6 protein-coding genes and 1 pseudogene are annotated in these 13,783 nt (G+C 69.5%); 4 read left to right on the top strand and 3 right to left on the bottom strand.

Annotation, left to right across the window (positions count from 1 at the left end; translation table 11 throughout):
* Positions 1-479: 479 nt before the first annotated feature.
* Positions 480-1,478 (top strand): annotated as a pseudogene (locus IPJ59_RS38235) (virulence RhuM family protein); the annotation flags it as partial.
* A 707-nt stretch (positions 1,479-2,185) separates the two neighbouring features.
* On the opposite strand, the gene IPJ59_RS29285 reads toward IPJ59_RS38235, so the two are convergent.
* The gene (locus tag IPJ59_RS29285) at positions 2,186-2,500 is read right to left on the bottom strand and encodes a hypothetical protein (protein ID WP_293274220.1); all 315 of its coding nucleotides are present in this window, start codon (positions 2,498-2,500) and stop codon (positions 2,186-2,188) included.
* A gap of 2,673 nt (positions 2,501-5,173) precedes the next feature.
* Here IPJ59_RS29285 and IPJ59_RS29280 point away from each other — a divergent pair.
* From IPJ59_RS29280 to IPJ59_RS29270, 3 genes are all read left to right on the top strand, one after another.
* Positions 5,174-5,470, top strand: a complete 297-nt coding sequence (locus IPJ59_RS29280; protein WP_293246183.1) for a fibro-slime domain-containing protein — start codon at positions 5,174-5,176, stop codon at positions 5,468-5,470.
* A 426-nt stretch (positions 5,471-5,896) separates the two neighbouring features.
* The gene (locus tag IPJ59_RS29275) at positions 5,897-6,304 is read left to right on the top strand and encodes a hypothetical protein (protein WP_293246181.1); all 408 of its coding nucleotides are present in this window, start codon (positions 5,897-5,899) and stop codon (positions 6,302-6,304) included.
* Between the two features lie 547 nt (positions 6,305-6,851).
* Positions 6,852-7,736 carry a DUF4397 domain-containing protein gene (locus IPJ59_RS29270; RefSeq protein WP_293246178.1) on the top strand — a complete coding sequence of 295 codons (885 nt, stop codon included), beginning with the start codon at positions 6,852-6,854 and terminating at the stop codon, positions 7,734-7,736.
* Positions 7,737-7,851: 115 nt separating this feature from the next.
* Here the strand turns inward: IPJ59_RS29270 and IPJ59_RS29265 are convergent, their stop codons facing one another.
* Both IPJ59_RS29265 and IPJ59_RS29260 read right to left on the bottom strand, forming a co-directional pair.
* Positions 7,852-12,975, bottom strand: coding sequence for an AgmX/PglI C-terminal domain-containing protein (locus IPJ59_RS29265; protein WP_293274219.1), 5,124 nt, complete (start codon positions 12,973-12,975; stop codon positions 7,852-7,854).
* Between the two features lie 88 nt (positions 12,976-13,063).
* Positions 13,064-13,345 (bottom strand): hypothetical protein, encoded by a 282-nt coding sequence (locus IPJ59_RS29260; RefSeq protein WP_293246168.1) that lies wholly within the window; start codon positions 13,343-13,345, stop codon positions 13,064-13,066.
* Positions 13,346-13,783 lie beyond the last annotated feature (438 nt).

Genomic DNA, 13,783 nt, shown 5'->3' with positions numbered 1-13,783 from the left:
GGACAACCGCAAGAGCTGTTAGACTGGCGCCGATGCCTGCCCCGCCCGCACTCACCGCCAACGAGGTCGAGCACGCCTGTCGCGGGTCAGGATCCCGAGCCTGCTCGAGGCGTCCCACGAGATCGACTCCGACACTCTTGCGCTGGGCGCCCGGTCTGACCTCGCCTGAACGCCTGAGCGTGTACGCAGGCCACCGGCACCCCTCGAGCGCCTGCGCCATGCATCGGTCAACTGTTGACCTCGAAGGCCTCCTTCTGGGTCCTGTGTGAGCGAGAGATCGCGTTTGTGACAGCTTGTGCGCTGCGGCCGTAGCGTATGGCGCCCCCACAACCACGCAAGACCCGATGATCGTGCCCGAGCAGCCCGGAGGGCCAACCTGACCGCCTGCTCGCGGCGCTGCAAGCCCACGGCACCTCGTCCGCGACCCGGCGGCGGTGTCCGGAGCGAGCCCTTGTCGCGCTCGGCGGACCTCGCTACAAATGACCGCCACCAGAAGCCCCACCACAGTCCAGTCTGATCTCTACCAGACCGAGGATGGGCAGACCCGCATTCAATGTCGCCGGTGAACGAAACGATCTGGCTCGACCCAGGCGCTGATGGCAGAGCTGTTTCAGGTGACCGTGCCGACAATCAGCGAGCACCTCAAAAGGCATCTATGAGGCGGGAGATCCAGCTCGAGGCAACTATTCGAGTTTCCGAATAGTTCGTCAGGAGGGCGTGCGCACGGTCGCGCGCGAGGTCGATCACTACAGTCTCCCGGCCATCCTCGCCGTCGGATTTCGCGTCCGCAGCCACCGGGGCACGCAGTTCCGCCAGTGGGCCATCGGGTGCTTGAGCGAGTACATGGTGAAGGGCTTCACTATGGACGACGAGCGGCTCAAGAATCCGCCTGGGCCCGGCGTACCGGACTACTTCGACGAATTGTTGGAACGAATCCGCGACATCCGGGCCAGCGAGCGCCGGGTGTATCTGCGCGTCCGGGATATTATCGCTTTGGCCGCCGATTACGCGCCGGAGGAGGTCGAGACGCAGTCCGTGTTCCAGATCGTGCAGAACAAACTGCACTTTGCTGCGACGGAATGACCGCCCCGGAGCTCATTGCTGCTCGCGCTGACGCCGCCCAGCCCAACATGGGCCTGACCTCCTGGAAGGGCGGCACCCGTGCGCAGGGCGATGTCACGGTGGCCAAAAATATCTCAGCGCGTCGGAGGTCGAGGAGCTCAACCGCATCGTGGTGATGTTCCTCGATTACGCCGAGGATCAGGCCGGCGGCGCAAACAGGTCTTCCTCGCCGATTGGAGGGCGAAGCTGGATGATTTCTGCGCTTCAATGACCGCGCCGTCCTGCTTCCGATGCCGGGCGCGTCAGTCGTGACGGCGCTGAATCGCAAGGCCGCGGACGAGTATGATAAGTTCGCCGCGCGGCGTCGCACCACACAAGAGACCGAGGGTGAGGCCGAAGCCATCCGCCAGCTCGAAGCCACCGCAAAGAAGCTGCCCAGGAGAGCCAGAACCCCCCGCCAAAAGGCGGCGCCTCAGATACGGCCCATCCCACGATTCTTGAGGGCACGTGCGTGGCTGTGCCCGTGGGACAATCTCGGGTCCATATGATCTTGCCCGCGGTGCGCGCCCGGGAGCCATGCGCAGCACGACGACGAACTTGCAGACCCTCCTCCGCCGCCGACTAGCGACCGTCGCCAGCACCTCCATTGAGTCATGCGTGTGCTGCGGCCCGGACCGCCGCGTCCTCCATCAGCTCGGCCCGGGAGGCATGAGTATGCTCTTGCGCGGCACGCGTGCGGAATCCTCCGCCAGCTTTGCCAGGCTGGTTCGTTCGCTCGCCGGCAACGCATGGTCGGTCAGGAATCCGTCGGCGAGGCTGATCGCCCGCTCCAGCGCCCCTGCTGCGCCCCACAGGAGACCGCGCTGATCGCCAGCACACCTCGCTGCCGGGTGAGGAGACCGCGTGTCCGCGTGCAAGGGCCTCCTCGAGCGCCGCGGCCCGGCGATACAACTCGCGTGCGCCGACGTGCTCCCCACGGCGCCCGAGTATTCTTGCCTCCAAGGCCGGGTCGTCGGCCTCGTGACTGCGAGGGTCGTTGAACATATCGCGGCTCATGCCTTCACACCGGTCCTTGCTCGCCCGGCTGTATCCGTGGCGTAGACGAATGCTTCGATCCGTGCGATCAACTCATCGCGGCCCGCATGACGCCGACAAAAATCCGTGAGATGCCGGGTCGCCAAGATCGCGTGGCCTGCGGCGGCGAACAACCAGCCGCGAAAGACGAGTTCGACGGCGATCTGTGCTCGTCCGCCATCCCGTGATGGTCGGCGATCTCCGCGTACAGCCGCGCTGCGTCGCGGGGACGTCGCGCCGCGACACCATCGGCGATCCGTTGCATCGCCGCGAGCACACGCGGCGTGCGAGCCTTCACCGAGCGGAACTTGGAGAGCGCCTCGCGGGCCTTGTTCTCCGACAGGAGGATCTCGATGAGGAGCACGTGTTCTCCCGCCCGAGGAGCTCGCGGCGGAGCTGATGCCGGAGCGTCCTCTCGCCGACGCGCGGAGTAACCCCCAGTGCTCGACGCTCGGCGCTTCACGGAAAATCTCCTCGGCCCACGTCGCGGCGGCCTTGTCGTCGCCCTCGCCAGTCGCCTGTCCGTAAAGCCAGGTCAGCGTCTGTCGCCGACCGGGTGTACCGCGAGTAGCGACCGCCCCTCCATGATCTTATGCCCTCGTCGGGGTAGCCGTGCTCAATGAAGAGCTCGGCGCAGCGAGTCCGTTCGCCCGGGTCATCGAGCTCCGTCAAGACCTGGGCTGCCTCCTTCGGCTCGTGCAGCGCGAGTAGTCGCGCGATCCGCCGATGCTGATCGCCTTTCTCCTGCAGCAGCGCCGCGCGCTCCACCTCCGCGCCACCACCGAGCTGGACCACGAAGGTCCCGAGGCGCTGGCGCGCGGGAGCACCGCCTGCTGCAGCACAGACGCGGCCGCCGCCGCGATCGCCCGCCGCCTTCGTCGACCGTCGACCGGGCGAGGACAAGCTCGGCCGCTCGTTCGCCGACGCCATAGCCTCCGCCCGTCCGCTCCCACACCGCGATGTCGAGGAGCGCACCGAGGATGTCGCCACGTGTGCTGGTGGCGGCCCGGTCGAGGCAAGCCTCGAGTCCCTTGACGCACCGGTCGAGCACCATGCCGACCTCGCTCTCTCATCCCAGATCAGCTCGTAGCCCGCGCATATGCCGGCGCCCAGTGTTGAGAAGACGACGACGGCCTCCTGACCTCTCCGCGCTTCAAGCACGTCTCACCCTGCGCCGCGATCGCATTGAGCTGCCACGCGACCACTTCGCTCGCGCCACGGACCAGGGGCCCTGCCCGCTCCAACATGCCGACGATCTCCGCCGTGAGGAGCCGCGAGCGCTGATCCTGACCGCCATGGTGCCGTCGGCATCGCCGCGGAGCACCGCGAGGCGGCGTCGACCGGCAAGCTCTGGCTGCCCTGGATGAGCCTCTCTCGGCGTCTGCTCACCGCCCTTTCTTACCACGCGATGGGCGCAATCCCCACCTGCAAGTACGAAACCGCGACACCAGGCGACGGGGGTCCGACCGAGTCGCCCGGAGGGCGAGGTCGCCAGGGCCCCGCCTGGAATCTGTGCATCGAGTGCAACAGTCGTCGTGCCCGTGCCGAGTCCATGAGCATGTCCACGGCTACGCTCACCCTTGCCACGTTTCTCATCGATGCATCCTTCCCAGTCAAGGCAATGTCCCCGTCCCGGCCCCGCACCCGTTTCCGTCGCCCGATCTGTCGAGTGCCGAGGCCGCGAACGAGCTTCAGAAGCTCGCGCGAGCACGCCCTCGCATCCTTTCGATTGAACCCCAGCAGGTAGAGCCGGGCCACCTCTCCATCACGGCCCGGTTTCGCCTCCGGGGGTCCGGTGCGCCCGGTCAGTTGCGGATCGACCTGTGGAACCACGTCGAAAACCCGATTGCCGAGGCGCACTTCTCGATTCGGGGAGTCTCGCATATGCAGATTCGCCAGGTCTACGGGGCCGAAGACCATCGGGTTTGGATGTCGCCGACCATGGAGGCAGAACTCGCACACGATGCGCCGAAGCTGATGCTCGTCTACTGGGCCGTCCTGACCGATCCTCGTCTGCACACGGCTGTCTCTGGATGGCTGGGCACGCTTCCCCCGACCCCATGGCCGGTAATCCGGCGTGCGGGGCGACCAAGTGGGGATTGAGGGCGCTCGTGTGGATCGCCGGCGCGGCATGCTGCGCGGGTGGATTTGGGTTTGGTTGTGCGGCCTGCGGTGGTCGGGGCGGGTACCGCGGACGACGCCCTCCTCGACGGCATCGACTGCAACAAGGAGTGCAAGCCCGACTGCCCGATCTCGTGACGAGAGCATTTGTGTGCCTTCCAATACGAAGGGTGTACACTCGGAGGCGACCATGACAGCGCTGGCACCGCGCCCCCTGAGACCGAGGTCGCCCACCTCGATCGCCCGCAACGGCTAGGCTTCTTGCCCACGACCGCCTTCCTGGAAGCGACGTGATGTCTGGAGAATCGCAGGACCCCAACCGGTGTCTTCGTCTTCCTGTGGCTGATGATGCTCGGCATATTCGTGAATGGATCGACCCCCATGTGGGCAAGCGCCATGCTCGCCGGGGTCGGGCCCCTATCTATCGTCGCGTTACTGGAGCGCTATTTGAGAGTTCGCCTACGACGCCGCCGGTCACTGAACTACCACCACCCGAACAAGGCCTGCTCTGATCCAGCGCGTCGAGGCAGAGCGCCTCGCTCAAGGCCACGGGACGGACCTCAGGGCACGGCACACACGCACCACTCGAGGTCGCCCGCCTGTCCAGCTCGCTGGGCCAGGCCCTGACCGGCTCCACGCGCGCGCCTTGTAATCGCCAGCTGCCAGTCCCGCTGTACGGAGGGCACGAATGTCCGCGGCGTCCACGCCGGGACCGTAGCACGTCTCGCGCCCCGCTCAGGCGGCCGACACGGGCCTCATGGTCCTCGCGCGCTCCCCGCCGCCAACTCGAGAACCCCATTCCCTGCCCTCCCAGCCCCGGATGCGCGGCCACGCGATCCCGTCGCCTGGCCAGAATTTGGATCGATTTTGGATCGATTTTCGGTGCTCCAGACCAAAGTCCTCGAATTCGGCCGAATTGAGCCCCCTACACATAGACAACTTCCACTTCACGACCGAGATCCACACCGCATTCACCTACACCGGCGGCGAGACCTTCACCTTCACGGGTGACGACGACGTGTGGGTCTTCATCAACAAGAAGCTCGTCATCGACATCGGCGGTGTCCACGGCAACAGCCCCGGCAGCGTCGCCCTCGACAACCTCGGGCTGGCCATGGGCCTCACCTACACCCTCGACGTCTTCCACGCCGAGCGCCACACCACCCAATCGAACTTCCGCATCGACACCACGATCTGCTCCCAGCCGCAGTGAACCCGGCGAACTCCGAGCAATCCACCTGTGGCCGAAGAAGCGCACCGGGCGCCGTTGGGCCGGCATCGCCGACCGGCACGAGGTCGACGCAGGTCGCAGCCTTTTCGTCGGCAGCGATCGAGCATTCGACATATGCTTGTCCTCGGGATGGTCGACGTAATAAGCGCATATGCACGCTCCATCGTCGTCGCCGCGGGTCATCTTGTCGATGCAGGTCGCGATGTCCGGATCCGTTCCGTTCGCCACCCTGCACGCGCACAACTCCGCGACCAATGCGGAGCCCGCCGGACCTGAAGCAACTTTGAGACACCGCTCCTCGAAGTCGGAGTCGGCGGTCGTCCCACCGATCCCGGTCTCGCCGCTACCATCCGTCGGCGACATCGCGGTCTCCCCCCAGTGTCGGCTACCGTCGGGTCGTTCGGGGACATGCCGGGCCCGCAGCCCGCCGCCCAGACGCTCGGCGGCGTGCCCGAGGCTGTGCTCGCCATGTTCGGCGGCCCGCACGGCCGGGCAAGGTGGGCACGCCCGCGTACCTCCGGCAGCTCGCCGCGCTCAGAGCCCAGGCGCTGGCCCACCAGCAATTCGACCCCCGTCTTCAAGCCCATGCCCGCGACCGACGCCCCGGGCATCTACATTGCCTCCCGAATGAGCTACCGCGGCCAGGGCGGATGGCTGGACCTCCGCATCGGCCCTCTCGCCCGCCTCGCCCGCAAGTACATCCGCCTCCTCGGCACCGACGATCTCTTCGAAGAGCTTCGCCAGGCTATCTCGTTCACCTGTGGGCAACGTCGACTCGCCGAGAAATTCGTCGGCGAGTCCGATCGCCCGGGGTAGTGCTCCAGCCGCGCTCCACAACGACACCGCACTGATCGCCAGCACCCCACGGATCCGTGGTGACGCGATGGGTGCCTCGCGCGCGAGGGCCTCCTCGAGCGCCGCTGCCCGACAGCCTCGGACATGTGGGAGCCCTACCTGAGGGTCATCGCCGACCGGGTCCCCTGGGCCCTCAACGTGCTCGACCGCTTCCGTCCCATGAGATCGACCGGACACTCTTGCGGCTCGACACCGGCGATTTGCTGCGGATCCTCTCACTCTCGACGCCGGGAGGGCGTGTCCACGCTTCCATCCGCGCTCCCGCGCATTGAGCGCGCGCGAGCGCTCGTAGGCGACCATTCGGACGCGACCCTGGACAGCGCACTTTGCGCTTAGCCGGGAAACGCTCGAATTCCGGCTCCTATAGATGATCTGTTTAAAGTTTGTCCAAGGTTCCTTGACTTAGGAGGAGACCCTGTTCAGTCTTGGCGCGCCTTGGGCTTGGCCCCACAGAGCGTTTCGAGGTCCCCCCATTAGGTGCCTGACCGGCACGAACAACATGGCCGATATGAACAATCGTACCCTGAGCATTCCCCTCCTCACGATCACTCTGGCTCTCGGCGCTTGCAGCGACGACGGCTCCGACACCACCGAGAGCGGCGCCACCACCAGCGCTGCCACCGACGCGAGCACGACGGTCAACCCGACCGGCACCGACGCGAGCGCCACCGACGCGAGCGCCACCGACGCGAGCGCCACCGACGCGCCGACCACCACGGACCCGGGCACCACGGGCGACGTGGAGACCACCACCATTCGCGTCATTCACCTCGCGCCCGACGCGCCGGCCGTCGACATCTTCGCCAACGGTGACGGCGGGGCGCCGGTGGTCGACGGCCTGCCGCTCAAGAGCTCGGGCACCGTGATCGTGCCGGCGGGCGAGTACTCCTTCGCCATCGCCGCCGACGGCAGCCCGATCGAGGACGCGGTGTTCAGCGTGCCCGCCCTGCAGTACGAGGCCGGCAAGATCTACACAGTGGTCGCGCTCGGCAAGCTCGGGAACAACACCTTCGACGTAATCCGCCTCGAGGACGACCTCGGCGGCATCGACGCGGCCCAGGTCCGCCTGCAGGTCACCCACGCCGCCGCCGGGGCCGCCTTCGCCGAGGTCGACGTGTGGGCCGGCCCGAGCGCCGACATGCTGTCACCGCTGATCCCCGACTTCCCGTTCAAGGCCTCGGGCAACGCCGACGTGCCCGACAGCGACCTCGTGGTGGGCCTCGACGTCGACAACGACCAGACCCCGGACGCCGTGTGGAACATCCCCGGCGCCGCCCTGACCCCCGGCCTCGGCATCCTCGTCCACGTCTTCGCGTTCAGCGACGACCAGGACGCCCCCTCGCTGCAGGTCGTCGCCGCCGACGGCCCCGCGATCCAGCTCAATCCGAGCTGAGGGTAGCGACGTACTGATCTCCACTATCGGCCTCGGCTGCATGGGCACCCCGTCGCTTGCGGCCCTCGGCGACCTCGACGCGGTCATCGTCGCCGCGGCTCCGCACCACCGCGAGCTAATCCGGCTGCTTCCGCGGCTCCGCGGGCGCGTCCGCCTCCCCCGACACGTCCGCCTTCCCGGACGCGTCCACCTCCTCGGCGACGTCCGTGTCTGTGCCGGGCGGCGTCGGCGGCGGCGTCCGCAGCCATCCGCCCTCGCCGAGCGCACGCCAGGCCCAGCGCCCCCAGCCGATCGACTGCCACGCGACCCAGACCGCCCACAGGGTCCAGAGCGCACGCCACAGCGAGGCCGGCACCGAGACGATCCACGCGCTCGGCGTCGCGTCCATGACGCGATCGCTGTACCAGCGGAGGAGCCCGTCGTCGCCGCTCCAATTGTCGACGAGGGTCCAGACCGGGCTCGTCAGCAGCGCCTTGCCGGTCGCCAGGGTCACCATGACCACCGCGGCGGTGAGCAACACAAAGCCGAATTGCAGCGCGTTGTAGCCGTGGTCGCTGGTCACCCGCCGGACCAGCGCCGGGCGCCAGGCGACGAGCAGGAACCACGCGGCGAGCAGAGGGATGAACCCGGCGCTGAAGCCGAGCCCGAGGACCAGCCATTTCCAGGGCCGCAGCGGCACGCCAGGGGCCCGCCCGAGGACCACGGCGAGCAAGGCGAGCGCGCCGAACCAGGGCCAGAGCCAGACGATCGGGCCGTCCGCGCTGCCGCCCGTCCACAGGATCACCCGATCCGAGTCGTCGACGAAGTCAATGGCGAGCCGGGCGTTGACCGCGGCTCCGCCGAGTGAGACCGACGGCGCGACGTAGACGGCCTGGACCCCGTCATCCTGCTTCCACTCGATGTCGACCTCGCTGACGCCGGGCTGAAGCGGCAGGCGCAGCTCCGTCGCGTCCCTGGCCATCGGCACCTCGGCGCCCGCGATCTTCACCGACCCGAGGTGCGCGCCGGCGGGGAGGGTGACGGTGCGCGTCGTCACGGTCGCGGCCCGCACCATCATGGCGAGCTGCGCCTCGGTCCCCGAGTCGGCGACCTTCAACCGGAGCGTGACATGGTCGACGGTGAGGAGCGCCCCATCGATCGGCGGCGGCTGGTGCAGCGTGAGCGAGAGGGTCTCGCCCGGCCACGGATGAAACACCGAAGTGCCAGCGTCGACGCGGGTCGCTGGGACCCCCGTCATCGCGCACTGCCAGGCCTCGCCGCAGGTGACGGTCCAGCTCTCGGTCCAGGGGCTCCCCTGCGGGGCGCCCAGGACGAGCGTGTCGCGGGGCTCCAGCACCGAGACCCAGCTGACCTTGGCGCCCGCCTGGTCGAGCGAGACCGTCGCCTTCGGATCGCTGACCTTGGCGCTCGACTCGAGCATCTTCTCGCCCGCGAGGAGCGGGACCTGGACGGTGATCGGCGAGGGCCCGTGGTTCTGGCGGGTGACGAGCGTCCGCACCGTCCACCGCGGCCCGATCTCGATCTCCCGGTCGACGCTCAGCCACGCCGGGAGGTCCTGGCTGACGCGCTCCTCTGGCGCGGCCTCGGCGGGGGCGGAGCGAGCACCGTCATCCGCCGCCTCGGACGCCACCGCGGCCTCCGCGAGGAGATGCAGGCTCGACGCGTGGCCATCCTCATCGACCCCCTCGACGACCCACCCCTTCACCTTGACGTCGACGCGCTTCGGCTCATGGGTGAGCCCGAGGTTCAGCTCGTCGACGCCGATCGGTCCGGCGAGCTCGATGAGGTGCACGCCCTCGGCGAGGCGCACGAACACCTCGCCCTCGATCGCTATCAGCTCCTCCGCCGGTCGCCCGTCGACGTCGACCGTCTGCGCCATCCAGCTCTCAAACGAGCCCGGAAGCTGGTAGACGCCGGGTCCTGCCATGTGCACCTCGGCGCTCAGGCGCAGCGTGCGGGCCGCGACCTCGACGCCGAGCCGGACGACGAGCGCGCAGTCCGGGGCGCACTCGGGCGTCGGCGCCTGCGCCCGCTCGGCGGTCACCCGCTCCTTGAGCTCCTCCAGCAGCTCCGGCGTCGGCGCGGCGCTGGCGACCTGCGACGCGCCGAGCAGCGAGCCGAGGAACACCGCGACCACGGCCGCCGATCGAGCTGCGCCCGCGCTCCCGGTCGGCGGCTCGGGCTCACGCGGGGTGCGTCCCCAGCCCGCGCGCCAGCCCGCGCGCACGAGCGCGAACCCGAGGAGCCAGAGGGCGAGCGCGCGGAGCAGGGCGAGCGCCTTGCTCACCGTCGGCGAGAGGAGCCACAGCGAGACGGTCTCGTCCGGCTTCACCGCATGGTCGATGTCCAGGCTCCAGCGTCGGCCTGACCACTCGGGCGTGCCCTCCCCGGTCTGCGGCAGTGCGCTCGGCGGCGCCTTCGGGAGGTCCGCGTCGAGCACGTAGCGCTCGCCGGCCGACGCCGCTTCGCCGCCCGCGCTGGCGCCGTCCGTCTCGAGCACAAAGGGATAGCTCACCTCGACCGTCCCGCTCTTCGGCTTGGGGAAGGTCCAGCGCTTGACGGCCGCGGCGATGCAGGTCCCGACCGCGGCGTCCCTCAGCGTGCTCTCGCCGACGACCGCGGCGCTGACCTTGCCGTCGCCGTCGATCGTGAAGTTGACGGCGACCCGACCGCGGAGGGCCGGGTCGCGGGCGAGCCCCTGATTGTAACAGTAGCGGACCTCATTGATATGAGCCCGGACGATCCTCCGGATGATGTCGCGATCGAGGGCGCCGGAGACCGTCGCCTTGGCTTGACGTACGGTCGGCACCGACGTGCCGCGGCCGCCGAACCCCGCACCCGCGCCGCGTCCGTAGCCCTCCCCGGTCCCGCCGCCGCCGCCCTTGCCGATCAGCCCCGTGTTGCCGAGGCCGATCGTCCCCTCGCCGGTCCCACCGCCGCCGCGGCCCGTGCCGACGAGCCCGAGGCCGCCGACTCCGTAGGCCTCACCGACCTCCTGGCCGCCGAGCCCGCCCCACACCTCGTTGTCCACGCTCACCGCGTCCTTCGGGCCCTTCATCGCGTAGAGCCCCGACTTACGCCGCGACGTGGGGCGGCCCATCTTGCCCTCTTCGCCCTTGTGCCGCTGACCGGTGCCGCCGACCTCCTCGTCCGTCTCCTCCCAATCCTCGGGCGGCTCCTCTTCGCTGACCGCCGCGGTGGGCCCCGCGATCATGTCGCCGCGCGTCGTCACCAGCGCGAGCCCGACGACGATGGCGCCGCCGACGAGCACAGCGAACGCGATCGCGGCCTTGTGACTCGCTCCGCGAGCGCGAGCGATCATCCACGCGAGGCCGTAGACCACGAGGACGAGCGCGACACCGACGGCCTCGAGCTCGGCGAGCTGGCCGAGCTCACGCTCGAGGTCGCGGTGGCTGAGCGCCGAGTCGCCGCCCTGCCAGACCTCGCGGACCCCGACCGGGACCTTCCAGATCATCCACGCGGTCAGCAGCCCGGCCCCCGCGAGCCACAGCCATTGCAGCGCCCGCCTCGCCCACGGCCCGCGATCGCGGCGGAGCTGGGCCGCGAGCACGGTGAGGATCGCGATCAGGAGCACGAGCAGGGCGTAACCATCGCCGCTGCGGGTGTACGCGAGGCCGAGGCCGAGCAGCGCCGCGACCCCGAGCCACGGCGAGACCATGCGGCCGATCAAGACGCACACGCCGAGCAGGAGCAGGAGATCGAGCGGTCGCCACGACTCGATCCACGTGGATCGCATCGAGCCCGGCCCGCTCGCCCGCAGCACGTCCCAGCCGCGCGGGAGCTCGACGTGCAGCGCGACCCGATCGAAGGGCTCGGACCACCCACCGAGCGGCAGCGCCGTCGCAGCGTCGGCCCCGCGCCAGGTCGCGTGCAGGTCGAGATCGACGGCCCGCACCTCGACCCCGGGCGTCCCGTGCACGCCGCTGGTGACGACCTGCGGCTTCCCGTTGACGATCACACTGCCGAGCGCCCCGGCGCTGAGATCGAGGCGGGCGCCGTGGTGCATCTGGCCGCGGAGGACGTCGACCACCGACCAGCCGCTGCCGTCCATGTCGAACCACATCGTGCGATCGAGCCCGAGCTCGTTGGGCGCCGTCTCGGAGGCGCCGCGCTGCAGGACCTCGAACGCGAGCGGCGTCCTGGCACCGACGCGGAAGGTCGCGCCGCCCTCCCACTCGGCGGGCGCGTGGGTCCGGCTGCGATCGACCGCCTGGCCGCCGCTGAGCGCGACCTGTCCGAGCGCCGCCTCACCAGCGCGCGCGGCCTTCCACACCCAGACCTCGTCGGCGGGCCACGGCTCCGCGAGCTCGGGCGGGCCGAGGGTCGCGGGCTGACGGGGCAGCGCCGCCTCAAGGGTCACCGTGTGGCTGCCCGACTTGGCCTGGAGGACGAGCGAGCGTGCCTCGCCGAAGTCGATCGGCAGATCGCTGTCGACGCGCAGCAGCTCGGCGTCGTCCCAGAGCGGGTACGGCAGCGTCAGCTCGCGCGTCCTCCCCGAGACGCGGAGGTCGACGCGGGTCACGACCGTGAGCGGCACACCGTCGCGGATCCAGCGCGAGACCTCGACGCGCAGCGCGTCCTCCACGGCCTCCGTCCCCGCCGCCTGGTCCTCCTCCGGCTCGGCCTCCTCCTCCTCCGCTTCGTCATCGTCGCGCAGGCGCAGCAGCCCCTCCTGACGCGCCGGGAACGCGACCGCCTTGCCGTCGCGCTTCAGGTCGACGAGCGCGACCTCCGGCGGGACCGCGAGGCTGTCCGGCACCTCGCTCCAGCGGAACACGCCGCTGACCCGGTGGCGACCGACGACGAGCCGCACCGAGGGCGTCCCGTCCTCGTCGACGACGACCGCGGGTTTGCCGTCGACGCGGATGTCCTGCGGCCACACGCTGTCGTCGCCCGGGAGGAGCACGCTCTCGGCGTCATGGGCGGTGACCTCGAGCTCAAACGAGCCCCCCGCCTTGCCGACGCTCACGCGCAGGCGCGTCGGCCACACGCAGATCATCTCGTCATCGACGTCGCGGCACTCGCCGGGCGGGAGCTCCACGCCCTTCACCCACTCGATCCACGGCTGAAGCTCGGGCGGGACCGCCGGCGCAGGCGCAACCGCCGACGCAGGAGCCGCCGAAGCAGGCGGGGCCGCTGCGGCTTGCGGAGCGCCAAGGAGCAGGACCGTCGCCGCGAGGAGCGACAGCCGCCAGAGGTTCATCGTCCACGTTGCCACGGGCCGCGACTATAGCGGTCGGGCTCTCGCGGCGTCGCGGAAAAACCTCGACGCGTGGAGAGTCTTTGCTATGCCCCAAATTTATGGCTTACCTCGATCGCATCCTCGGTAGTTTGGTAGTGGCAGGAGCAAGCGCTTGTGCGCTCCCCGGTTGCGCCGGGGACGACAGGCGCGAAACGAGCGACGGGTTCTCGTCAATGCCCGTCACATCGGTGACGACGTCCCCGGTCGAGGCGAGCTCAGAGTCGAGCGCCGGAGCCGAGAGCTCGAGCGGGACCACGGCCGGAGCGTCGTCCGGCGGGCCCGATGCCGGTTCGACCCACGTCGCGCGCCCGTCATCGTCGGATTCGGCCGGATTCTGCTGGAACATGCGGCCGAACTACGCCGTGAACTCGCGGAGTTGGAGCGGTCCCCCGAGTCGGACACCGCGCGCATTGCTCTGTTGCGCCAAGACGCCGAAACAGCCGAGTTGCTCGCCCGGCATGGCACAGGCGGCCGGCGCTGATGCGGCGCGCACGTCGCGATCGAAGCGTTCGGCGTGCCGGGGCCGCATGGACATCGAATCTGGCCATGCTCGCGATGAGCATGAGGGCGCCAGCGAAGGTCACCACGATGCGGCCGATGGGATGTGACAGGAGTGACACCGTTCGACTGTGCCCGAACGTCCGAATGGCTGCAAGAGAGCGTTTCTTGAGCGAGAGCGACAGGCGCACGATCCGAAGACCGCGCGGCTGGCCACGGCGCTGTGCCCGGCGGCGTCTCCGGCATGGGGTGATCCGGCGCGACACCGCTGCCGCGCCCGGGCGCG

The sequence above is a fragment of the Nannocystis sp. genome (genome assembly GCF_016714285.1).
Classification (GTDB): Bacteria; Myxococcota_A; Polyangia; order Nannocystales; family Nannocystaceae; genus Nannocystis.
Note: the sequence above shows the minus strand (reverse complement) of the source record. Positions and strands in the feature narration are given on the sequence as shown.